Consider the following 22815-nt stretch of genomic DNA (forward strand, 5'->3'; position numbering starts at 1 on the left):
CATCCTTCCGTCTTGTCCCTTGTCCTGATGTAGGTAAGACGGGGGCGGGCGCGAAAACTCATCACTCTGGTCGTTCGGCACCTTCCAGATCCGCAGGAGTGTCGATGTCGTGGACCTCAGTCTCGGGCCGGACCAGGGCATGCGAAAGAGACAACAGAGTCCGCGCAGGAAGGTTCGCGGGCGCGCTGGGCATCGCGCCCCTCAGGGCGTTGACCCGGTATGCCGCGATGAGCGGATTCGGTTGTCCCTCACCGTCGCTCAGGACCGCACCATCCACTGACGGGTCAGCCTCCAGAGCAGCCACCAGCGACGGCAGCATCTTGCCGGCTCGTGGCACGTCACCCGCAGCGACACACACCACGTCACCACTCACCTGGGACAGCCCCGCAGCCACCCCCGCCAGCGGCCCACCACCCACGGGCGACTCCCGGACGAACCGCACCCGGGCCACCACGGCTGGCGGGACCACCCGCGAAGGCCCGACGACGACGACGGGCCAGCCGGACGGCATACCCGACAGGCAGTGATCGAGGACCGAACGACCATCGGACAGCAACGCAGCGAGCTTGTCGGAGCCAAAACGGCGCGACGTGCCACCGGCCAGCACGATCACGCTCACGGAAGGCACCACGTGACCATTGTCCCCGGCGACCATCGCGGCATACGTTGATCCGATCCCCTGAACCACAAAGGAGTGGCGACATGGCAGTTGACGATCACACGGCAAAGCGGCGCACCGTTCTCAAGGGTGCGGCGGCCGCAGCAGGCGCCACCGCGCTCGCCGGACCGTTCCAAGGACTGGTGGCCGGACCGGCCGGAGCCGCCCCCGTCGGCAAGCTCGGCGGACCCGCCTTCCGCGGCCTGCGCGCCATCCCCGACGAGCGCGACGGCAAGGTGCGCCTGCACCTGCCGGAGGGCTTCCGGTACCGCTCCTTCCACGACACCGAGCAGCCGGTCGTCCTCGACGACAAGACCGTCCTGCCCGGTCGTCACGACGGCATGGGCGCGTTCGACGGTCCCGGTGGCAACGTCACCCTGATCCGCAACCACGAGGTCAACGCCCCCGGCCCCGCCTTCGGGCCCGTCGGCGACCACACCTACGACCCCATGGCGCAGGGCGGCTGCACGCACATCGACGTCAGTGAGAGGGGTCAGGTCGCCCACGCCTACACCGCGCTCAACGGCACGATGATGAACTGCTCCGGAGGCCAGATGCCGTGGGGCGCCTGGATCACCTGCGAGGAGACCGTCAACGGGCCGGACGTCAGCCCCGACTTCACGGGCACGTCCAACGTCCCGCTGACCAAGCCGCACGGCTACATCTTCGAGGTGCCCGTGGACGGGCACTCGAACGGCGAGCCGATCACCAACGCTGGTCGCTTCCCGCACGAGGCCGTGTCGTTCGACCCGCGCGAGGGCCGCCTCTATCTCACCGAGGACAACTTCGCCTTCCCCTCGGGCTTCTACCGCTACACGCCGCGGACCAACCCCATGGAGAGCGGCCATCTCGACAACGACGGCACCCTCCAGATGCTCGCGGTCCAGGGCCAGCCGCAGGCCCACCTCGAGGGGCACCAGCCCAAGGGCGCGACCTACAAGGTCGAGTGGGTCGACATCGACGACCCGGACCCGACGTTCCCCTACACGCCCGGCCAGCCCGCGTCGACTCCCAACGACACGGCGCTGAGGTACGTCGGCGACCAGGGCCGCGCCAAGGGTGCCGCCGGCTTCTCGCGGCTCGAGGGGCAGGTCTACGACAACGGCGTCGTCTACTTCACCTCGACCCAGGGCGGCGGCGCTCCCGAGACCGGCGACGAGCTGATCAACGGCTATGGCAACGGTTTTGGCCAGGTCTGGGCCTACGACACCCGCTCCGAGAAGCTCCGCCTCCTCTACCAGTCGCCGGGCAAGGAGACCTTCGACTTCCCGGACAACATCACCGTCAGCGAGCGAGGCACTCTCGTGGTCTGCGAGGACAGCTCGGGCGACAACTACCTCCGCGGCCTCAGCCGTGGTGGCCAGCTCTGGAACATCGCCCTCAACCGGCTCCGCGTCGGTGGCGACCCCGAAGGCGCACCGCGGTTCGGTGACGAGTTCGCGGGGTCGACGTTCAGTCCGGACGGGTCGACCCTCTTCGTCAACATCCAGTCCTCGCGCGGCATGAGCCTCGCCATCTGGGGTCCCTGGCAGCGCATCGGCGTCTGACCGCTGGACACCCCCGGACGGGCGTATGCCGGGTGCTCGCCACCCGGCATACGCCCGCCTTGGCGTCGTGGCCGTGGGATCCGCGAGTCGAGGTAGCACGACCTGCCGAGAAGTCGCGCTCAGTACGGCGTGTCGTGCTACCTCGACTGGGAGCCGGTCGCCCGGGCCCTTCTTCATGTCCAGAAACTCACTGGCGCGGTGTCAGTGCTCGGGTGTTGGCTGGAGCCAACCTCGAGCCAGCGGGTGAGTCCAGGGTGGGCTTGACCTCAAGCTGACCTGAGGTATGAGGATTCGAGCCATGGCCCGCCAGGACACCAACACCGAGATCGGTGACGCGCACAGCGACACCACGACGCGCGCGTCGGCGGAGCCCGTCGAGCGCAAGCTGCCGCGCGCGCTCACGCCCTTCCGCGGTGCGGCATACCGGCGTCTTGCCGTGGCTCTCGTCTTCTCGACGTTCGCCGGTGGCGTGTGGGCGGTCGCTCAGGTGTGGGAGGTCGTCCGCATCGGCGGAGGCGCCTCGCAGCTCAGCGTCGTCGCGACGGCCTCCGCGCTCGGTGTGATCGTCCCGGCCCTGCTCGCCGGTGTCGTCGCCGACCGCATCCCCCAGAAGCGCATCCTCCTCGTCGTCGCCGGTGTCGAGCTCCTCTGCATGTCGGTCGTCGCCACGCTCTCCCTGCTCGACATCACCCGGCTGTGGATGCTCGCGGTCGTCGCGTTCGTCAACGGGATGGCGATGGCGTTCTACTACCCGGCCTACTCCGCGTGGCTCCCGGCCCTCGTCGAGGAGCGCGACCTCATGGCCGTCAACGGCTTCGAGGGCATGGTCCGGCCGACGATCGGTCAGGCCATCGGGCCCGCCGTCGCCGGTGCCGCCGTCGCCGCCGCGAGCCCGGGCGCCGCGGTCGTCATCGCTGCCGCCTCCGTGCTGCTCGGGCTGCTCGCCCTCATGTCCGTCCCGGAGACGCCGTTGCGCCGACAGCTCGATGTGACCCATGCGCAGCACCCCATCGGCTCTGCCTTCGCGGACATGCGTGAGGGCTTCTCCTACATGGTGCGCACGCCGTGGCTGCTCGCGACGCTCCTCTTCGCCAGCGGCATGGTCCTCGTCTTCATGGGTCCGTTCGAGGTGCTCGTGCCGTTCCTCATCAAGGACCGTCTGGGCGGCGGACCGCGCGAGCACGCCTGGGTCCTCGCGGCCTTCGGTATCGGTGCGGCAGTGGGCTCGCTCGTCATGGCGTCCTTGCGTATGCCGCGTCGCTACCTCACGTGGATGAACCTCCTGTGGGGACTTGGTTCCCTCCCACTCGCCGTGTTCGGGTTCGCCAGCAACATCTGGGTGCTCGTCGTCGCCGCGCTCGTCCTCGGCGCGACGTTCTCGGCACCGATGGTGATCTGGGGGACGCTCCTGCAACGACGGGTGCCGCCGGCACTCATCGGACGAGTGTCGAGCCTCGACTTCTTCGTGTCGATCTCGCTCATGCCCGTGTCGATGGCGATGGCCGGCCCGGTGTCCGAGGCGATCGGGATCCGCACGACGTTCCTCATCGCCGGGATCGTGCCGGGCATCATCGCGGTCATCGCGATCCTCTGGGCGCGGCTGCCCGAGGACGAGATCGCCCACCCGTTGCGTGACGAGGACGGGCCAGAACCCTCCGGAGTCGTCCCCTCCGAGACGGCCTGATCGCCGACCCAGATTGCCCGGACGCTAACCCTGCAGGTCAGGGCCGTGCGGCGTAACGTGCTGCAGGGCCCGGCAGCCGCCGAGCCCTCCGAACCGTTCCCAGGGGAGTACGGATGTCGACCGCTGACGTCGCCGAAGACAAGCTCGAAGACAAGCCCACACGCAGCCTCATCCCGGCGCGCATGCACGACATGCCCTGGACGAAGTTCCATTGGATGGTCATCGTGGGTCTCGGCACCGCCTGGATCCTCGACGGTCTCGAGGTGCAGATCGTCGCGGCGGGCGGGTTCGAGAAGTCCCTCTCGATGAGCACCGCCGATGTCGGCCTCGCCGGCACGGTCTACCTCCTGGGCCAGGTCGTGGGAGCCCTCCTCTTCGGACGCCTCACCGACACACTGGGCCGCAAGAAGCTGTTCACGATGACCCTGGCGCTCTACCTCATCGCCTCCGGTCTGGCCGCGTTCTCACCCAACATGCTCGTCTTCCTCGCGCTGCGCTTCGTCGCCGGCATGGGCATCGGTGGTGAGTACTCCGCGGTGAACTCGGCCGTCGACGAGCTCATCCCCGGGCGCTTCCGCGGACGCGTCGACCTGGCGATCAACGGCACCTACTGGTTCGGTGCCGGCATCGGCGCCTTCGCCAGCCTCTTCCTGCTCGACACCGAGCGCTTCGGCGAGGACCTCGGCTGGCGCATCGCCTTCCTCATCGGCCCGGTCCTGGGTCTCGCGATCATCTACCTGCGTCGCCACATCCCCGAGAGCCCGCGCTGGATGGTCACTCACGGCAAGGGTGACGAGGCCGAGCGCATCGTCTCCGGCATCGAGGCGGAGGTCGAGGCTGCGGGCAAGAAGCTGCCCAAGCTCGACGAGGAGAAGGACGGCATGTGGGTCAAGCCGCGCGAGGGCCTCACTCCCAAGCAGCTCGCCTACGTCTTCTTCAAGCTGTACCCGAAGCGGACCGTGCTCGGCGCGACGTTGATGATCACGCAGTCCTTCCTCTACAACGCGATCTTCTTCACCTACTCGCTCGTGCTGCAGAACTTCTACGACAAGACGGCGTCGAGTGCGGCCGTCTACTTCTTCCCGTTCGCGATCGGCAACCTGCTCGGACCGCTGCTCCTCGGCCCGTTCTTCGACACCGTCGGTCGGCGCAAGATGATCGGTGGCTGCTACGCCTTCGCGGCGATCGTGCTGGCGATCTCGGCGTTCCTCTTCAACGCCGGCACCCTGACGGCGGGGACGCACACGGCCTTCTGGTGTGTCGCCTTCTTCTTCGCCTCAGCAGGTGCGTCGGCCGGCTACCTCACCGTGTCCGAGATCTTCCCGCAGGAGGCACGTGGACAGGCGATCTCGTACTTCTTCGCCATCGCCCAGATCTTCGGTGCGATCGGCCCGGTCTTCTACGGCTGGCTCATCGGCGAGGGCGAGGACCGCACCCCGATGTTCTGGGGCTACCTCATCGCCTCGGGCATCATGCTCATCGGCGCGGGCGTCGCGGCCGTGTGGGGTGTCGACGCCGAGGGCAAGTCGCTCGAGGAGATCGCACCTCCGCTGAGCAGCTACGACAAGGACGGCAACGAGACCGTCAACCTTCCGGTCTGAGGTGGTCGACATGGACGAGTCCGTTGCCGCAGAGCCGACCAAGGGCGCCCGCCCCTACACCGTCGTGGTCGGGGTGAGTGCCGGCTCGAAGTCACCGGCGGCGCTCGAGTGGGCAGCCGCGCAGGCCGCCCAGAACGGCGGTCGGCTCATCGCCGTGCGTGCCTGGCGGCCACAGGTCCCGACGGGGACCACCTCGGGTCCGATCGCCGCGCGCGTCACCGACGAGCCGGAGGCCGCCCGCTCCGCCCAGGCGGCGTTGGAGGCCGATGTCGCCGAGGTCCTCGGTGACGACCACACCGCGGAGGTCCAAGCCGTCCGTGGGGGCAAGCGCAAGGTCCTCCTCGCCGTCGCGGTCGAGGCAGACCTGCTCGTCGTCGACTCCCCGCGCGCGCTGACCGGTGCTCCGCTGTTCGCACAGCGGATCGTGGATGCCGCGACCTGCCCCGTCGTGGTCATGCCGCCGCGCGTCTCGCAGGAGCCGCCCAGCCCGATCGAACGCGCGGGTCGTGCCGTGGGTCGGGCAGCGGTGAGGTCGGCCGCCCTCGCCGGTCGTCCGGGTTATCGCCCGCCCATGGCGCGCGACTGAGGACTGGCGCCTGGTCCACGCGGCTGCCGGTGCAGTCGCGTGGACAGGTCCTCGCCGGCCTCACCCACGGCGAACACGATCCGAGCGAACGCCACCTCGTCGACCAGCTCGGAGCGGAACGTCACGGCGACCGAGGCCACCGGGTGGTCGCTGTGGTCGAGCACGGCGACGGCCACGGACTTCAGTCCACTCGTGATGTGACCGTCCTCCACGGCATACCCGCGTTGTCGGACGGCCTGCAGGAGCGAGCGGAGCTGGCCGGTCGTGGACGGTCCGTGGCCGTCGCGCTGCACCAGCGCGTCCGCGTGCGGGAAGAGCGCCCGCACCTGGCCGGCAGGCAGTGAGGCGAGCATCGACAGCCCCGTGGCGGTGAGCGTGGCCGGCAGTCGGACGCCCACGTCGGACACGAGGACCGGCCCGTTGGGTGCGCGCTGCTCGATGACATAGAGGACGTCGCGACCGTGCAGCACCGCGAGGTGCGCGTTGTGACCGGTGGCATCGACCAGCCGGTCGAGGGTGCTTCGGGCCATGCGTTGCAGGGGCGCCTGCCGCTGGTAGGCCGAACCCAGCTCGTATGCCGCGACGCCCAGTCCGTAGCGTCGCTCACCTTCGAGGTGGGAGACGTAGCCGCGGTCCCTCAGCACCGCGAGCAGGTGGTAGGTGCTGGAGCGGGGGAGTCCGAGCTCGCGAGCGACGGTCGCGGCGGGCAACGGCTCACCGCGACGCGCGAGCAGCTCGAGCACGTCGAGCGCGTTCGCCGCCCCGGGAACCGAAGTCATCAGCGGTCCTCGACGAGTCCGGTGAGGATGCGGGTGAGCGTGGCACGGTCGCGCTCGCTGAGGTCCGCGAAGTAGCTCTCGTGGTCGGCGCGCCGCGCCGTGTCGAGCTCGCCGAGGATCTTGCGGCCACTCGGAGTCAGGGCAACCTGGGTGGCGCGGCGATCGGTCGGGTCGGCCTCTCGCACAACGAAACCGCGCCGCTCCAGCGAGTCGACCACGTCGGTCACGGACCGGGGGGCGATGCGCAGGTGCTGGGCCACGACTCCGAGGCGAGTGGGCTCGTGGGTGCCGATGACCCGCAGGGCCCGCGCCTCGTGCGGCGTCACGCCCCACGGCTCCAGCGTCTGCGCATGACGCCGCCGCAGTCCTCGGGCCACCTGCATGACCAGCTCACCCAGGCCGGGCTCGGTGGTGGACGCACGGGGGGCGGACGGCATACGGGAATAGTAGTCGGCGTTAGCCGGTTTGACTCATTGTGAGTTAGCCTCACTAACAGACTCCAGCACCGACAGAAGGGAGGGCCTCCATGACAGCCACACCTCATGAAGCTCCCAACCACACCGGCCCACGCCTCCCCGGCGGCAAGGGCCTCGGCATCGGAGGAGGCCGCGGCGGCGGTGGCGGACCGATGCAGGTCGACCCGCGCGACCGCGCCCAGCTCGAGATCGCCCCCGTCCCGCTCACTCGGGTCACGGGCCTCTTCCGTGGCTTCGGCCGCCCCATCGGCATCGTCACCGCGATCATCGTCGTCACCTCGGTCGTCTCGATGGCCCAGCCGTTCCTCGTGCGCGAGGTCGTGGACAAGGCCATCCCGCAGCAGGACGTGCGCCTGCTGCTCCTCTCGGTCGGCGCCATGCTCGCCGTCGCCGCGAGCACCCAGGTCCTCGGCGTCGTGCAGACCTGGATGTCCACCGGGGTCGGCCAGCGCGTCATGCACCGCCTGCGGACCGACCTCTTCGCCCACCTGCAGCAGCAGTCGCTGGGGTTCTTCACCCGCACTCGCGCCGGCGAGGTCCAGTCGCGCCTCACCAACGACATCAACGGCATGCAGGGCGTCGTCACGACGACCGCGACCTCGATCGCCAGCAACCTCACGACCGCGATCGCCACGTCGGTCGCGATGGTCGCCCTCTCGTGGCGCCTGTCGCTCCTCTCGCTCGTCGTCATCCCGCCGGCCGTGTGGATGACCCGCCGCGTCGCGCTCATCCGCCGCGAGGTCACCGCACGCCAGCAGGCTCGCCGCGCCGACCTCAACGTCCAGATCGAGGAGGGGCTCTCGGTCTCGGGCGTGCGCCTGTCCAAGACCCTCGGCGCCGGTCGCCGCCACGCCGACCGCTTCGCCTCGACCTCCGAGGAGCTGGTCGACCTCGAGCTCCGCAGCCAGCTCGCCGGACGCTGGCGCATGGCCACGATGCAGGTCATCTTCGCGGCCATCCCCGCGCTCATCTACCTCGTGGCCGGGCTGCCTGCGACCTCCGGTGGTATGACCATCGGGACGCTCATCGCCTTCACCACGCTCCAGGCCGGCATCTTCCGCCCGCTCATGGGCCTGCTCAACGTCGGCGCCCAGTGGGTCTCGTCGATGGCGCTCTTCTCCCGCGTCTTCGAGTACCTCGACCTCATCCCCGACGTCGCCGCGCCCCTGGCTCCCGTCTCGCTCGACCCGGCTGGCGTGCGCGGCGAGGTGCGCTTCGAGAACGTGAGCTTCGCGTATGCCGCAGACTCACCTCTCGCTGTCGCCGACATCGACGCCGTGGTCCCGGCCGGCGGCTCGCTGGCGCTGGTCGGCCACACCGGGTCCGGCAAGTCCACCCTCGCCTCGCTCGTCGCACGCCTGCACGACCCGACCTCGGGGCGCGTCACCGTCGACGGGGTCGACCTCCGCGATCTCGACCCCGAGGTGCTCGCTCGCATCGTCGGAGTCGTGTCGCAGGAGACCTATCTCGTGCACGCCTCGATCCGCGAGAACCTGCTCCTGGCAGCGCCCGAGGCCACCGAGGCCGAGCTGTGGCAGGCCCTCGGCGCCGCCCAAGTCGCCGACCTCGTCGCCACCCTCCCCGAGGGTCTCGACACCGTCGTCGGCGCCCGTGGACACCGCTTCTCGGGTGGTGAGCAACAGCGCATCGCGATCGCCCGCACCATCCTGCGCAACCCTCGCGTCCTCGTGCTCGACGAGGCCACGAGCGCCCTCGACAACGACACCGAGCGGGCCGTGCAGAAGGCTCTCGACGAGCTGGTGCGGGGGCGCACGACGATCACCATCGCCCACCGTCTCTCCACGATCGAGGACGCGGACGAGATCGCGGTCCTCGACCACGGACGCATCGTCGAGCGGGGTACGCACCGCAAGCTGCTGGACCTCGAAGGGCGGTACGCGGCCCTCGCCGGCATCCCGGCATACGCCACTGCCTGAGGCTCGGACCGGTTTCGACGAGCGGGCTAGTCCATTTAGTGCCACTCTCCTAGTCATGAGCGCGATCAGAGCAGGCAGAGCCGTCCTCGCCAGTGCCGCGGCCTCCGTCGCCGCGCTGGCCCTCGTGGCAGGAGGCTCGGTCCTGCCGGCTAGCGCCGAGGGACCGCCCGGCCCCACGTCCCGGCCCGAGTCCTCACCTCCCCCCGACCCGCCCTCGCACCGGCTGCCCCAGCCGTCCGACGGGCAGCTGGCCCTCACCGCCTCGGACACCCGGACCATCCCGCAACGTCTTGCAGCGGCAGGCGCCGACCCGGCTCTGGGGAGCAGGGTGAGCGCGGTCGTCCTCGACGCGACGACCGGTGCCGTGATCTACAGCCGCAACTCCTCGCTGGCGCTCATGCCGGCCTCGAACCAGAAGCTCGTCACCGCCTTCGTCGCCATCAGCACCATGGCCCGCGACAAGACCTTGACGACGCAGGTCAGGACCAATGCCAGCAGGAACACGGTGTGGCTCGTGGGTGGCGGTGACCCCGCACTGTGGGTGACCAAGGCCCGGGAGATGGCAGGCACGACGCGGTCGGCCCTGGTCGCGGCGGGTGTGAGGACGGTGGCCGTGCGGGTCGACGACACGCTGTTCCCGCCACCCACCAACGCCACCGGCTGGAAGCCGAGCTACCTGCCCGGCGACGTGGTGCCGGTCCGGCCGCTGGTCGTCGGCGGGCGCAATGCCATGGACACGGGGCTCGACGCCGGCGTGATCTTCGCCAACGAGCTCAAGCGCCTGGGCATCGGAGTCTCCTCGACCATCCGGGGCAAGGTGCCCACGGGAGCGCCGACCATCGTCAGTGCGACGTCCCCCTACATCGGCACCCTCACCGCCAACTTCATCAACACGTCGGACAACGACTACGCCGAGAACATCCACCGGCACTCGTCGCTGACCGTGGGCAAGGGAGCGACCTGGACCGCCGCCAACGCTCATGCTCTCGCCGTCCTCAAGGCTCGTGGGGTCAACACCACGGGCGTGGCGGTCCACGACGGGTCGGGCCTGTCGCGGTCCGACCGGGCGAGTGCGGCCACGATGACCAGCCTCCTCCTCCGCGCCAAGCGTGACGCGGCCGTCGCGCAGGTGTTCAACGCGTCCACGAGCATGCCGACAGCCGGCGTCTCGGGCAGCCTCAGGACCCGCTTCGCCACTGCGGACACCCAGTGCGCCAGGGGCAAGGTGCGGGCCAAGACGGGCTGGCTCAGCGACGCCATCGCCCTCTCGGGCACCGCCTACGGCGTGGACGGCCGCGAGCGGATCTTCTCGATCATCGAGAACGGCGCCGCGGATCCGACGGCGGCCCGGCTGGCCATCGAGCGCTTCGCCACGGCAGCCACGGGGTGCAACCCGGCCTGACTGTCAGCGCAGGGCCGGCCCGGCCGGCCTGCACTCCCGTCGGAAGTCCTCAGTGGCCCCAGTGGTCCTCGACCATGGCCTCGACGATGCCGTGCCGCTCGACGACGGTCGTGCGCTCGGAGTCGAGGGGGCCGCTCCGGTGCCGGCCGAAGTGGCTGGGAACGGGGGCGGCGAGCGCCGACATCAGCGCGCGGAAGGACCGGTCGGGGCTCGTCGCCTCCCGCAGTGCCCGCGCGACCGGACCGGGGTCGACGCCGAGGGCCGACGCGAAGAGCGTCGCCATGGTCTCCGCGTCCGCCGCCGACAGGGCGTTCACCTCGCCCGACGTCCAGCCGACCCGCGCCCGGCGCCGTCCCCCGTGCCACAGCTGGACACCGGTCCGGAGCTCGCCCACCACGAGGAGCAGGGCAGGGCCGAACGCACTGACCTCCTCGGCGACCCGCTCCAGCGCCGCCTGGTTCGGCGCGCCGACATCGGCGATGGTCCACCCCGCCTGCTCGCTGTCGACCAACCGGACACGGGTTCGCGCCCAGATGACCGGCCGCTGGAGCTCGGCCGCCGTCGCCCGGACGAGCAGGATCATCGAGGTCACGACGCGCCGGCCGCCAGCGTGACGATGTGGGAGCGGTGGGTGAGGAACTCCTCGCGGGCATCGCCCCAGTAGCGCCACGGGTACGACGTCGCGTGCGGACCCATGGCCTGCAGCTGCTCGTAGGCCTCGCCATGCCGCTCCAGGTGGAAGAGCACGCGCGCCAGGACGTTGCGCGTCTGGGCGGTGAGCTGGTGGCCCGCCTCCGGGTTGGCGTCGAGGAAACCTCGGGCTCGCGCGATGGCCTCCTCGACGCGCTCCGGGTCCTGGGTGAGGGCCGATGGTTCGGCGCCGAGGTGCTCGAGGACGGCGTCGAGGAGCAGGGACTGGACCCGGGCCTCCCTGGGCGCCGCCTCCACGCTCGCCCGCGCGAACTCGTACATCTCGTCGTGCGAGCCGAACCACTTGGCGCAGACGAACTGCATCGCCTCGTAGCGAGCTCCGTAGTGGTGGGGATCGGTCGACTCGAGGGCGCTGAGATAGCCCTCGAACGTCTCTCGGTCGACCTCCGTGCCGTGTGCGTGGCGCAGGGCGAGCGCCCAGGGCACGGGGTCGCCGGGAGAACCATCCACGGCCTGCTGGATCCGCTGGGTGGCGCTCTCCAGGAGCTGGTGGAACGCAGCGAGCTGCTCCTGGCTCACCTGGCTCGCGTCGTTGTGCGACCGTCGCTCCCACGCCTGCTCGACCAGTCGGCGAGCATCGACGACGGCAAGGTCAGGGTTGTCGGGGTCGCTCTCGTGCCAGGCGTCGAGCCACTGTGGAGCCCTGAGCGACAGTCGGCCGAGGTTGGCGACGTCGACGTCGCGGTCCTCCCAGGCTCTGCCCTCGCGCGAACGTCGGAGCAGCTCGGCCGCCGGCTCGAACTGCCCGTCGAGCGCCGCGTCGATCGCGGGCCGCGCGGCATCGGACGGTGCGTCGAACACGACCGCGTCGTCCGGGACGAGGGCACCTGCAAGGTCGTCGCCGTGCTCGAGATAGGCCTTGGTCGCCTTGAGCTTCTTGAACATCCAGTCCTCCGGTCTCGATCCCTGCACGCTAGCGTCGCCGCTGGCGCCGTGTCACCGGTGAAAGTCGGCGGTTGAGCGTCTGGAATCCGAGACGGTATGCCGGTCGCGTGGCTGCCGCTCCCGGCATACCGGCGCTTTGCTTGAGACATGACGGACACCCAGAGGCAGCAGCAACCGGTCGCCCTCGGCGGCGAACACCTCAGCATCGACGACGTCGTCCGGGTGGCGCGTCACGGTGCGCAGGTCGAGCTCACTCCGGCCTCCCTCGACGCCGTCCGCGCGACCCGCGGCACGATCGAGGGCCTCGCCAACGACACGGTGGCGCACTACGGCGTCTCGACCGGGTTCGGTGCGCTGGCGACGCGGCACATCCCGGTGGAGCTGCGGGCCCAGCTGCAGCGCTCGCTCGTCCGATCGCATGCGGCGGGTGCCGGGCCGGAGGTCGAGCGGGAGGTCGTGCGGGCGCTCATGCTGCTGCGCATCGCCACCCTCGCGACCGGGCGCACGGGGATCAGGGCCGAGACGCTCGAGACCTACATCGCCATCCTCAACGCGGGGATCACACCGGTCGTGCACGAGTACGGCTCGCTCGGCTGCTCCGGTGACCTGGCTCCGTTGTCGCACTGTGCCCTCGCGCTCATGGGCGAGGGTCGGGTGCGCGACGGGAACGGTGAGGTGATGGAGGCGGCCCAGGCGTTGGCGGCGGCCGGGATCACGCCCGTCGAGCTCGCCGAGAAGGAGGGGCTCGCGCTCATCAACGGCACCGACGGCATGCTCGGCATGCTCTGCCTCGCCATCGCCGACCTGCGCCGGCTCGTCACGACCGCCGACATCTCCGCGGCCATGAGCGTCGAGGGTCTGCTCGGCACCGATGACGTCTTTGCGGCTGACCTGCACGCCCTGCGCCCCCAGCCGGGCCAGGCGCGTTCGGCCGAGAACATGCGGAAGGTGCTGTCCGACAGTCCGATTCGCGAGTCGCACCGTGACCCCGAGGCCTGCACGCGCGTCCAGGACGCCTACTCACTGCGGTGCGCTCCCCAGGTGGCCGGGGGAGTGCGCGACACGATCGACCATGCCGCTCGCGTCGCTGAGTGGGAGCTCGCCTCGGCCATCGACAACCCGGTCGTGACGCTCGACGGTCGGGTCGAGTCGAACGGCAACTTCCATGGTGCCCCGGTCGCCTATGTGCTGGACTTCCTCGCGATCGTGGCCGCCGACCTTGCCTCGATCTCGGAGCGTCGCACCGACCGCTTCCTCGACAAGGCGCGCAGCAACGGCCTGCCGCCGTTCCTCGCCGACGATCCCGGGGTGGACTCGGGGCTCATGATCGCGCAGTACACCCAGGCCGCGATGGTCTCCGAGATGAAGCGCCTGGCCGTCCCGGCAAGCGTCGACTCGATCCCGAGCAGCGCCATGCAGGAGGACCATGTCTCCATGGGCTGGTCCGCCGCCCGCAAGCTGCGTCGCTCGGTCGACGCGTTGACGCGGGTGCTGGCGATCGAGCTGGTCGCCGCCTCGCGCGGGATCCAGCTGCGCGCACCGCTGCAGCCGGCTCCCGCCACCGGCGCTGTCATCGCCGGGCTGGGCGAGCTCGGCAACGTCGCTCCGGGGCCGGACCGCTTCCTCGCACCGGACCTGGAAGCGGCGTACGAGGCAGTTCTCGACGGCGCCGTGGTGAGGTCAGCCGAGTCGGTGACCGGTCGCCTCAGCTGAGACCCCCGCCTTGTGTGCCTGAGGCCACGTCAGAGCGCGGCCGCAGACACACAAGGCCTGGTGAGAGGTCAGCGTCCGGCGTAGGACAGGTCGGCGCCGATGAGGCGGGCCGCCTCCTGGAGCCGGGCCGCGGCCTCGTCGACGGCCGCATCAGTGACCCGAGTCGTGGGACCGGACATCGACAGGGCCATGGGCCGGGGGGCGTCGGGGACGGCCACCGCGACACAGCGCACCCCGACCTCCTGCTCGCCCTCGTCGAGGGCGTAGCCGCGCTCGCGGGCCACGTCCAGGGCGGCGAGGAACGCGTCGGGCGTCGTCAACGTGTGCTCGGTCCGCTGCGGCATACCCGTCCGGCTCAGCAGGGAGCGCACCGTGCCGGGGTCGGTGTCGAGCAGCATGGCCTTGCCGACGGCCGTGCTGTGGGGCAGGGTGCGTCGGCCCACCTCGGTGAACATCCGCATGAAGTTCTTGGACGGCTGGACCTGCGCGATGTAGACGACCTCGTCGCCGTCCATCATCGCCAGGTTGACCGACTCGCCGAGGTCCTCGACGGCGGCCAGCATGTGCGGGTGCGCCCACGCCGCCACGCGCTTGGAGGCGGCATCGGCGAGGCGCATGAGCCGCGGGCCGAGGGAGTACTGGCGGGACTCCTCCTGACGGAGGTAGCCGAGGTCGACGAGGGTGCGCACGAGGCGGTGGATCGTGGCCAGCGGGAGCCCCGAGCGCTCGGCGAGCTGGGACAGGCCCATGACGCCCCCGGACTCGGCGAGGGTCTCGAGGATGGCGAACGCGCGGTCGATCGACTGGACCCCGCCCTTGGGCACCTGGTCCTTGGTGTCGGCTGCGGCCTCGAGGGCGGCGTCATCGATGCTGGTGTCGGCCTGCGGTGCGGTCAACGGTGGCTCCTCGGTGGGGAACGGACTGTGCGGGCCCAGTCTATTCCGTATATTGGAACAGTTCTTCCGTTCATGAGTCCAAGGAGACCCTGTCGTGCCCTCCATCGTTGTCACCGGCCCCCACGTCGACGGGCAGTCCGAGATCCTCACCGCGGAGGCTCTGGATCTGCTGGCCGGTCTGCACCGCGAGTTCGGGGCGAGGCGCGCCGAGCTGCTGGCCGCCCGGGTGCAGCGACGCGAGCAGATCTCCCGCACCGGCACGCTGGACTTCCTGCCCGAGACGGCATCGGTGCGCGAGGCCGACTGGCAGGTGGCGCCCGCGCCCGCCGACCTGCGCGACCGCCGGGTCGAGATCACCGGTCCGACCGACCGCAAGATGGGGATCAACGCCCTGAACTCCGGGGCCAAGGTGTGGCTGGCCGACCTTGAGGACGCCAACACGCCCCACTGGCGCAACGTCATCGGCGGTCAGCTCACCCTGCGCGACGCCAACCTGCGCACCATCGAGCTGACGACGCCCGAGGGCAAGCACTATGCCCTCAAGGACCCCGACAGCGTCCCCGTCATCCTGCCGCGCCCGCGCGGGTGGCACCTCGACGAGGCCCACCTCACCCTCGACGGCGAGCCGCTAGTGGGTGCGCTCGTCGACTTCGGCCTGTATGCCGTCCACAACGCGCGCGAGCTCGTCGAGCGGGGCAGCGGCCCCTACTTCTACCTGCCCAAGATGGAGTCCCACCTCGAGGCCCGGCTCTGGAACGACGTCTTCGTGTGGACCCAGGACCGGCTCGGCATCCCGCAGGGGACCATCCGCGCCACCGTCCTCATCGAGACCATCACCGCTGCCTTCGAGATGCACGAGATCCTCTTCGAGCTGCGCGAGCACGCCAGCGGCCTCAACGCCGGACGCTGGGACTACCTCTTCAGCATCATCAAGAACTTCCGCGACGCCCCCGGTGACACCACGCTCCCGGACCGCAACGCGGTGACGATGGACGCTCCGATGATGAAGGCCTACTCGGACCTGCTCGTGCAGACCTGCCACCGCCGGGGCGCGTTCGCGATGGGTGGCATGGCTGCGTTCATCCCCTCGCGCCGTGACGAGGAGGTCAACCGCGTCGCCTTCGAGAAGGTGCGCGCCGACAAGACCCGTGAGGCGCAGGCCGGCTTCGACGGGTCGTGGGTCGCCCACCCCGACCTCGTGCCGGTGTGCACCGAGATCTTCGACAGCGTCCTCGAGGGCGACAACCAGGTTGACCGCCAGCGCGACGACGTCTCGGTCACGGCCTCCGACCTGCTCGCCCTCGACCGCACACCGGGCGAGCGCACGGAGGCCGGCCTGCGGGGCAACGTCGCGGTCGGCATCACCTATCTCGCGGCGTGGCTCTCGGGCAACGGTGCCGCAGCCATCCACAACCTCATGGAGGACGCCGCCACCGCCGAGATCTCGCGCTCGCAGATCTGGCAGTGGACGCACAACGGGGCCAGCCTCGACACCGGCGAGACGATCACCCGCGAGCTCGTCGAGCGGGTCGTCGAGGAGGAGTATGCCGGGCTGGTCGAGGCGGGTGCCTACGCCGAGCACCTCCCGCTGGCGCGTGAGCTCTTCGTGCGCACAGCGCTCGACGACGACTACGCGGACTTCCTCACGCTCCCGGCATACGCAGAGGTCCTCCGCGCAGGCGAGTGAGCCGACAGCGCCAGCTCAACGCTGAAGCTGTTGTCCCGCAACCCAGCTCGCGGTCACCGACGGTGACGTGCCCAGAGCGAAGGCCTTGGCGAGCGCGTCCTCGGGCGAGAACGCGTGCCGCAGCGCGACGTCCATCGTCGACCCCTGCGCCGGGTTGACCCACACGGCGTCGAACTGCTTGCCCACCGAGAAGTCACCCACCGTGTCCGCGAGCCCGAGGGCGTCGGCTCCGGCCATCGTCGCGAGGTGCAGCAGGTCGGATGCGGCGAGCGGGCGGCCGCGGTCACCGAGGAGCTGCTGCATGAAGTAGGCCTGCAGCCCCTCCTTGAGGATCGAGAAGCCGGTCCCTGCGCCGACGTCGGAGCCGAGGGCCACCCGCACACCGTGGTCGAGGTGCTCCTTGAGCGGGAAGAGGCCGCTGCCCAAGGCCGAGTTGCTCGTCGGGCAGTGGGCGACGGTCGCGTCCGCGGCGGCGAGGTCGCGCAGCTCACCATCGGTCGGGTGGACGTTGTGGGCAAAGATGCTCCGGCGCCCCACGAGGCCGTGCGCGGCATAGGTCTGCAGGTAGTCCTCCGCGTTGAAGAGCTCCTTGACCGTGGTGACCTCGGCGATGTTCTCGTTGATGTGCGAGGTGAACCAGGCGTCGGGGACGTCCTTGAGCAGCGCCCGGCAGGAGTCGAGCAGCTCGTCACTGCACGAGAGCGAGAAGCGCGGGATGACGGCATACCGGTTGCGTCGCGTGCCGTGCCACTTGTCGGCGAGGGCCTTGCCGGCGGTGTAGGCCTCGTCGGGGTCGGTGTGCAGGTCCTCGCGCAGGATGCGGTCGCTCACGACGAGCCCGCTCGTGACCCGCAGCCCGACCCGGTCGGCCTCGGTGAACAGTGCGTCGACGGCGCCCGGGAAGTGTGAGCCGAAGACGAGTGCCGTCGTGGTCCCGGAGCGCACCAGCCCGCCAGTGAACTCGGTGGCGATCTCCTGTGCGTATGCCGTGTCGGCCAGACGCGCTTCCTCCGGGAGTGCGGACTTCTCGAGCCAGTCGAGCAGTGGCATGCCGAGCGCGCCGATGGTCCGGATCTGCGGGTAGTGCACGTGGGTGTCGACGAAGCCGGGCAGGACGAGCCCTCCGGTGAGGTCCTCGACGTCGTCCTGAGGGTGCCGCTCGCGGACCTCGGCCCAGGGTCCACGGTCGGTGATCGTGCCGTCGACGACGCGGATGCCGCCGTCCTGCTCCGAGCGCAGGACGCCGCCGGTGAAGGGGTTGTCCGGGACGTCGAAGAAGGTGCCTCGGAAGAGGGTCATCGCGTGCTCTCCTGGGCGTGACGGCCTGGCTCCGTGTCCGTGCCCGCTGTGTCCTCCGTGCCCGCTGTGCCCTCTGTGTCGGTGTCATCGGGTGGGGCGTGGCGGGTCGGTGCGAACGACTGGAGCAGGGCGGCGGCGATGCTGACGGCGATGGTCGCCGGGTCCTTGCCGCTCAGCGTCGTCAGTCCGATGGGGGTGGTGATCCGGGACAGGTCGGCTTCGTCGTGGCCTTCGGAGAGCAGCTTGCGGCGGAAGCGCTGCCACTTGGCGCTCGACCCGATCAGGCCGATGGACGCGAGCTCCTCGGTGCGCAGGGCTGCGTCGATGAGGGCGGCGTCCTCGGCGTGGTCGTGCGTCATGACGAGGACGTGGCTGCCGCGGGGAAGCTCCGACAGGACGAGCTCGGGCAGGACCGGGACGTGGTGCACATGGACCGCGGCCTCGGCGTCGGCCAATGGCGCGAGGACGTCGTCGGTGAGGAAGCCCTCGCGTGAGTCGACGAGGTGGAGCTCGAGGTCGTGACGGGCGAGGACTCGTGCCAGCTCCTGCCCGACGTGACCCATGCCGAAGATCGCGACGGAGGGGCGCACGGCCAGCGGCTCGAGGAGGACCTCGACGACGCCGCCACAGCACTGCACGCCGTGTTGGTACTTCGCCTTGTCGGACAGGTTCGCGGTGAAGCTGACCGGCTCGGAAGTGTTGTCCTGCACCATGGTTCGGGCACGGCGGATGGCATCCTCCTCGAGGTTGCCACCGCCGATCGTGCCCCACGTGCGGGTGGCCGAGACGACCATCTTGGTCCCGGCCTCGCGCGGTGCGTGGCCGCGCACGGAGGTGAGGGTGACGAGGACGCCCGACTCCCTGCTCGTGCGCAGAGCGCGGACCGCGTCGACCCAGGACATGTCAGCCACCCGCCAGGGAGCGCACGGCGACCTCGGACTCGGGCATCCGGGTGGGCGCGTCAGGGTCGGGCTCATCGGGGTGGTGGCCCGGGAAGCCTTCGTCGACGTGCCCGCCTGCCTGCCCGTGTGCGGCCCGCGCCTCCTCGACCGCCCAGAACACCTGCTCGGGGGTGGAGGGACAGCCGAGGTCGACGCTGGTCCCCGTGGGTCCGAACGCTGCCGCCGCCTGGCGCAGGGCCTCGCGGACCGAGAAGGCGAGCATCAGCGGAGGCTCGCCCACGGCCTTGGACCCATAGACCGCGCCCTCCTCGTGGGCCTGCTCCAGGAGTGCGACGTTGAACGTCTCGGGCATCTCCGAGAAGCTCGGCAGCTTGTAGGTGCTGGCCGCCTGGGTGAGGACTCGACCGCGCCCCGGCCCGTCGCTCTCGTCCCACCGCAGGTCCTCGAGGGTGAGCCAGCCGGCGCCCTGGACGTAGCCACCCTCGACCTGCCCGATGTCGACGAGCGGCGAGAGGCTGTCGCCGACGTCGTGGACGATGTCGACCCGGCGGGTCCGGTAGGCCCCGGTCCAGCCGTCGACCTCGACCTCGGTGGCGGCCACGCCGTGGGCGAAGTACTTGAATGGCGAGCCCTGCATGACCCGGGAGTCCCAGTGCAGGCCCTCGGTGCGATAGAAACCGGCCGCCGAGAGCTGGACCCGGGCGAAGTATGCCGCGTGCACCAGCTCTGCCCACGGCACCTGGACGTCCGAGCCGAGCCCGGTCACGAGACCGTCGGTGATGCGGATGTCCGCGGGCGGGACGCCGATCTTGGCGGAGGCGGTGACAGCCAGGCGCTCGCGAATCTGCTCGCAGGCGTTCTTGACGGCGCCGCCGTTGAGGTCGGCACCGGACGACGCCGCGGTCGCCGAGGTGTTGGGCACCTTGTCGGTGCGGGTCGGTGCGAGCCGCACCGTGGACAGTGGCACACCCAACGTCGTGGCGGCCACCTGGAGCATCTTGGTGTGCAGCCCCTGGCCCATCTCGGTGCCGCCGTGGTTGATGAGCACCGAACCGTCCTTGTAGACGTGGACGAGCGCCCCGGCCTGGTTGAAGGCGGTGAGGTTGAAGGAGATGCCGAACTTCACCGGCGTGATGGCCAGTCCGCGCTTGGTGTGGGGGTGGGCCCGGTTGAACTCCTCGATCTGCGCCCAGCGCTCGATGACGTCCGCCGACTCCAGCACCTGGTCCCAGGCGCGCGCCAACCGGTCGGCCTGGGTGACCGGCTGGCCATAGGGCGTGGTCTGGCCGTTGGCATAGAAGTTGCGGCGGCGCAGCTCAGCGGCGTCGATGCCGAGCAGGGGGGCACAGCGCCCGAGGATGTCCTCGATGACGAGCATCCCCTGCGGTCCGCCGAAACCACGGAAGGCCGTCTGCGACGTCTTGTTGCTCCTGGCGACGCGGCCGTTCACCTTGATGTCGGGGATCCAGTAGGCGTTGTCGATGTGGCACAGGGCCCGCGCCAGGACCGGCTCGGAGAGGTCGAGGCTCCACCCCCCGTCGGAGGTGAGGGTGGCCTCGAGGGCCTGGAGGTGACCGCTGTCGTCGAACCCGACCCGCCACTGCGAGTGGAAGCCGTGGCGCTTGCCGCTCATCGTCATGTCGAGGTTGCGGCTCAGGCGCAGGCGCACGGGGCGGCCGGTGAGGATGGAGCCGAGGGAGGCGATCGCCGCGAACCCGTGGGGCTGCATCTCCTTGCCGCCGAACCCGCCACCCATGCGCAGGCACTGCACCGTGACCTCGCTGGAGGAGCGGCCGAGGACGTGCGCCACGATCTCCTGGGTCTCGCTGGGGTGCTGTGTGGAGCACTGGACGAACACCTGGCCGTTCTCGTCCACGAGAGCGAGCGAGCAGTGCGTCTCGAGGTAGAAGTGCTCCTGCCCGGCGAACTCGAACTCTCCGCTGAAGACGTGGGCAGCCTGCTCCAGGCCCGCCTCGACGTTGCCGCGCTCCACGGTGGGCTGGGCGCCCTGGAAGCTCTCGGCGGCGATGGCCTCACGCACCGAGATGATGGACGGCAGGGGCTCATAGCCGACGACGACGGCGGCGGCACCACGACGGGCAGCCTCCAGCGTCTCGCCGAGGACCCAGCAGACGGCGTGCCCGACGAACTGCACCTCGTCGGGGAAGAGCGGCTCGTCGTGCTTGACCCCCGCATCGTTGACTCCGGGGACGTCAGCGCCGGTGAGCACGCGCACGACACCTGGCACGGCCATCGCAGGACTCGTGTCGACGTCGAGGACTCGGGCGTGGGCGTGGGGCGACTGCACCGGGTAGGCGTGCAGGCAGTCCTTGGTCCGGCCGACGAGGTCGTCGGTGTAGAGGGCGGCACCGGTCACGTGGAGGTTGGCCGCCTCGTGCGGCATCGACGTGCCGACGACGACGTTCTGACCGTTGACGCCCTGCTCGGGAAGGGCAGACAGGTGGCTCATGCGCTGATCCCCTCGGTGGCCGCGTGCTCGGCATGGAACTTGCGCAGGGACTGTCCGAGCATCGCGGCGCGGTAGCGGGACGAGGCGCGGTGGTCGTCCAGGGGCGTGCCCTCACCTGTCAGGACCTGGGCGGCGGCCTCGACGGTCTGGGTGTCCCAGGGGCGGCCGACGAGCGCCTGCTCGGTGGCGGTGGCGCGCAGGGGGGTGGCGGCCACCCCGCCGAGGCCGATCCGGGCCTGCCGCACGATGCCGTCGACGACGTCCACGGCGAAGCCGACGGCGACGGAGGAGATGTCGTCGAAGCGACGCTTGGCCATCTTGTGGAACGCCGTGTGCTGGGCCAGAGGCAGGGGCAGCCGGATCTCGCGGATCAGCTCGTCGGCCTGCTTGACGGTCTGCCGGTAGCCGGTGAAGTAGTCAGACAGCGGCACGACCCGCTCGCCGCGCCGGCTCGACAGGACGAGTCGGGCGTCGAGGGCGAGCAGGGCCGGTGGTGCGTCGCCGATGGGGGAGCCGGTGCCGAGGTTGCCACCGAGCGTGGCGCCGTTGCGGATGAGCCGTGAGGCGAACTGGGGGAAGAGCTCGGCGAGCAGGGGCACGCGTCCGTCGAGCCGTCGCTCGATCTCGGTGAAGGTGAGGGCAGCGCCGATGCGGATCTCGTCGTCGTCCTCGTCGAGGCCCCGCAGCTCGGGCAGTCGGTCGATCGCCACAAGAAGTGGCGGGCGCGAGCCGCGGAGGTTGAGCTCGACGCCGATGTCGGTCGAGCCGGCGACGAGCAGGGCATCCGGTCGCTCGGCGATCAGCGCGAGCGCCTCGTCGAGGCTCTCCGGGCGGACGTATGCCGCCCCGTCGGCTTCGAGACGCGTGTGCACCGGTGCGGGGGTCGGGTTCGTGGCGCGGGAGGCGAGGGCATCATCGAAGGCCGGTGCATCGGGCAGGGCGTACGCGGCGTCGCGGATAGGCCGGTAGCCGGTGCAGCGGCACAGGTTGCCGCTGAGGGCGTGCAGGTCGAAGCCGTTGGGACCGTGCTCGGCATCCTCGCCGTGCTCGGCGTCAGCGCCCTCGGAACGCCCTGGCCGGTAGTACTCGGCGGCCATCGAGCAGACGAATCCCGGTGTGCAGTAGCCACACTGGGAGCCGCCACGGTCTGCCATCTCGCGCTGGACGGGGTGGAGGTTGTCCGGGGTTCCCAGTCCTTCGGCGGTCACGACCTCTTGTCCGTCGAGGCCAGCAGCGGGGATGAGGCAGGCGTTGATGGCGACCCACTCGGTGCTTGCGCCGTCGGTCACGGCGGGCCTGGCCACCATGACCGAGCACGCGCCGCACTCGCCCTCGGCGCAGCCCTCCTTGGCTCCCGTCAGGCCGCTGTTGCGCAGCCAGTCGAGCGCCGTCGTGTGGGGCGTGACGCTCGCCAGCGTCAGCGGCGTCCCGTTGACCAAGACCGTTGGCTGCATTGCCAGCTCCTCATCGACATCGTCCCGGCCGTGTGTCGTCGGGAGCATGGTTGCGAAGTGGCGACCCGCCGGTTGTCCATGCGAACGACGGGTTGCCCTCAGGGTACCGACCGATGGCGCCCAAGAGA

The 22815-nt window shown here is 70.4% G+C and carries 18 protein-coding genes; 8 read left to right on the top strand and 10 right to left on the bottom strand.

The genetic code is table 11. The features are described 5' to 3' along the window. Nucleotides 1-61: 61 nt before the first annotated feature. Complete coding sequence (gene mobA / locus ACFQW8_RS09355) at nucleotides 62-619, bottom strand: molybdenum cofactor guanylyltransferase (RefSeq protein ID WP_380086777.1); 558 nt, start codon at nucleotides 617-619, stop codon at nucleotides 62-64. Between the two features lie 83 nt (nucleotides 620-702). Here mobA and ACFQW8_RS09360 point away from each other — a divergent pair, with 83 nt between their 5' ends. From ACFQW8_RS09360 to ACFQW8_RS09375, 4 genes are all read left to right on the top strand, one after another. Next, on the top strand, nucleotides 703-2205 hold the full coding sequence (locus ACFQW8_RS09360) for a PhoX family protein (protein WP_380086779.1): 1503 nt from the start codon (nucleotides 703-705) through the stop codon (nucleotides 2203-2205). 298 nt (nucleotides 2206-2503) lie between these two features. Continuing rightward, nucleotides 2504-3889: an MFS transporter gene (locus tag ACFQW8_RS09365; protein WP_380086780.1), complete on the top strand. Its 1386-nt coding sequence runs from the start codon at nucleotides 2504-2506 to the stop codon at nucleotides 3887-3889. A 113-nt stretch (nucleotides 3890-4002) separates the two neighbouring features. Further along, entirely contained in the window at nucleotides 4003-5490 is a 1488-nt protein-coding gene (locus tag ACFQW8_RS09370; RefSeq protein ID WP_380086782.1) for an MFS transporter, read from the top strand. 10 nt (nucleotides 5491-5500) lie between these two features. Continuing rightward, nucleotides 5501-6076 (top strand): universal stress protein, encoded by a 576-nt coding sequence (locus ACFQW8_RS09375; RefSeq protein ID WP_380086784.1) that lies wholly within the window; start codon nucleotides 5501-5503, stop codon nucleotides 6074-6076. On the opposite strand, the gene ACFQW8_RS09380 is transcribed toward ACFQW8_RS09375, so the two are convergent. Together ACFQW8_RS09380 and ACFQW8_RS09385 are read right to left on the bottom strand one after the other, a co-directional pair. After that, nucleotides 6049-6855 carry an IclR family transcriptional regulator gene (locus tag ACFQW8_RS09380; RefSeq protein WP_380086786.1) on the bottom strand — a complete coding sequence of 269 codons (807 nt, stop codon included), beginning with the start codon at nucleotides 6853-6855 and terminating at the stop codon, nucleotides 6049-6051. The two genes, ACFQW8_RS09375 and ACFQW8_RS09380, sit on opposite strands and share 28 nt — an antisense overlap. Next, on the bottom strand, nucleotides 6855-7292 hold the full coding sequence (locus tag ACFQW8_RS09385) for a MarR family winged helix-turn-helix transcriptional regulator (RefSeq protein ID WP_380086787.1): 438 nt from the start codon (nucleotides 7290-7292) through the stop codon (nucleotides 6855-6857). Before ACFQW8_RS09385 ends, ACFQW8_RS09380 begins: the two co-directional genes overlap by 1 nt. An 89-nt stretch (nucleotides 7293-7381) precedes the next feature. Between ACFQW8_RS09385 and ACFQW8_RS09390 the strand changes: the two genes are divergently transcribed. Together ACFQW8_RS09390 and ACFQW8_RS09395 are read left to right on the top strand one after the other, a co-directional pair. After that, nucleotides 7382-9268, top strand: coding sequence for an ABC transporter ATP-binding protein (locus ACFQW8_RS09390; protein ID WP_380086789.1), 1887 nt, complete (start codon nucleotides 7382-7384; stop codon nucleotides 9266-9268). A gap of 55 nt (nucleotides 9269-9323) precedes the next feature. Then, on the top strand, nucleotides 9324-10670 hold the full coding sequence (locus ACFQW8_RS09395; protein WP_380086790.1) for a D-alanyl-D-alanine carboxypeptidase/D-alanyl-D-alanine-endopeptidase: 1347 nt from the start codon (nucleotides 9324-9326) through the stop codon (nucleotides 10668-10670). 49 nt (nucleotides 10671-10719) lie between these two features. Here ACFQW8_RS09395 and ACFQW8_RS09400 read toward each other — a convergent pair whose 3' ends face one another. Both ACFQW8_RS09400 and ACFQW8_RS09405 read right to left on the bottom strand, forming a co-directional pair. After that, nucleotides 10720-11262, bottom strand: coding sequence for a hypothetical protein (locus ACFQW8_RS09400; RefSeq protein WP_380086791.1), 543 nt, complete (start codon nucleotides 11260-11262; stop codon nucleotides 10720-10722). Next, a complete protein-coding gene (locus ACFQW8_RS09405) occupies nucleotides 11259-12293 on the bottom strand; it encodes a hypothetical protein (RefSeq protein WP_380086793.1) in 1035 nt (344 codons plus the stop codon). Before ACFQW8_RS09405 ends, ACFQW8_RS09400 begins: the two co-directional genes overlap by 4 nt. 120 nt (nucleotides 12294-12413) lie before the next feature. On the opposite strand from ACFQW8_RS09405, the gene hutH reads away from it, so the two are divergent. Beyond that, entirely contained in the window at nucleotides 12414-13979 is a 1566-nt protein-coding gene (hutH, locus tag ACFQW8_RS09410; RefSeq protein ID WP_380086794.1) for a histidine ammonia-lyase, read from the top strand. A 68-nt stretch (nucleotides 13980-14047) separates the two neighbouring features. Here the strand turns inward: hutH and ACFQW8_RS09415 are convergent, their stop codons facing one another. Next, on the bottom strand, nucleotides 14048-14803 hold the full coding sequence (locus tag ACFQW8_RS09415; protein WP_380088639.1) for an IclR family transcriptional regulator: 756 nt from the start codon (nucleotides 14801-14803) through the stop codon (nucleotides 14048-14050). A gap of 166 nt (nucleotides 14804-14969) precedes the next feature. Here ACFQW8_RS09415 and aceB point away from each other — a divergent pair, with 166 nt between their 5' ends. After that, nucleotides 14970-16562 carry a malate synthase A gene (aceB, locus tag ACFQW8_RS09420; protein WP_380086795.1) on the top strand — a complete coding sequence of 531 codons (1593 nt, stop codon included), beginning with the start codon at nucleotides 14970-14972 and terminating at the stop codon, nucleotides 16560-16562. 15 nt (nucleotides 16563-16577) lie between these two features. Here the strand turns inward: aceB and guaD are convergent, their stop codons facing one another. From guaD to ACFQW8_RS09440, 4 genes are read right to left on the bottom strand one after another with little or no spacing between them, the layout of a single operon-like run. Then, entirely contained in the window at nucleotides 16578-17861 is a 1284-nt protein-coding gene (gene guaD, locus ACFQW8_RS09425) for a guanine deaminase (RefSeq protein ID WP_380086796.1), read from the bottom strand. Then, a complete protein-coding gene (gene xdhC / locus ACFQW8_RS09430; protein WP_380086798.1) occupies nucleotides 17858-18763 on the bottom strand; it encodes a xanthine dehydrogenase accessory protein XdhC in 906 nt (301 codons plus the stop codon). The genes guaD and xdhC overlap by 4 nt, the downstream gene beginning before the upstream one ends. Nucleotide 18764: 1 nt before the next feature. Next, nucleotides 18765-21233 (bottom strand): xanthine dehydrogenase molybdopterin binding subunit, encoded by a 2469-nt coding sequence (gene xdhB, locus ACFQW8_RS09435; protein ID WP_380086800.1) that lies wholly within the window; start codon nucleotides 21231-21233, stop codon nucleotides 18765-18767. Continuing rightward, the gene (locus ACFQW8_RS09440; protein ID WP_380086802.1) at nucleotides 21230-22687 is read right to left on the bottom strand and encodes a xanthine dehydrogenase small subunit; all 1458 of its coding nucleotides are present in this window, start codon (nucleotides 22685-22687) and stop codon (nucleotides 21230-21232) included. The genes xdhB and ACFQW8_RS09440 overlap by 4 nt, the downstream gene beginning before the upstream one ends. Nucleotides 22688-22815: the final 128 nt, after the last annotated feature.

It is taken from the genome of Knoellia altitudinis (assembly GCF_042666355.1).
GTDB lineage: Bacteria > Actinomycetota > Actinomycetes > Actinomycetales > Dermatophilaceae > Knoellia > Knoellia altitudinis.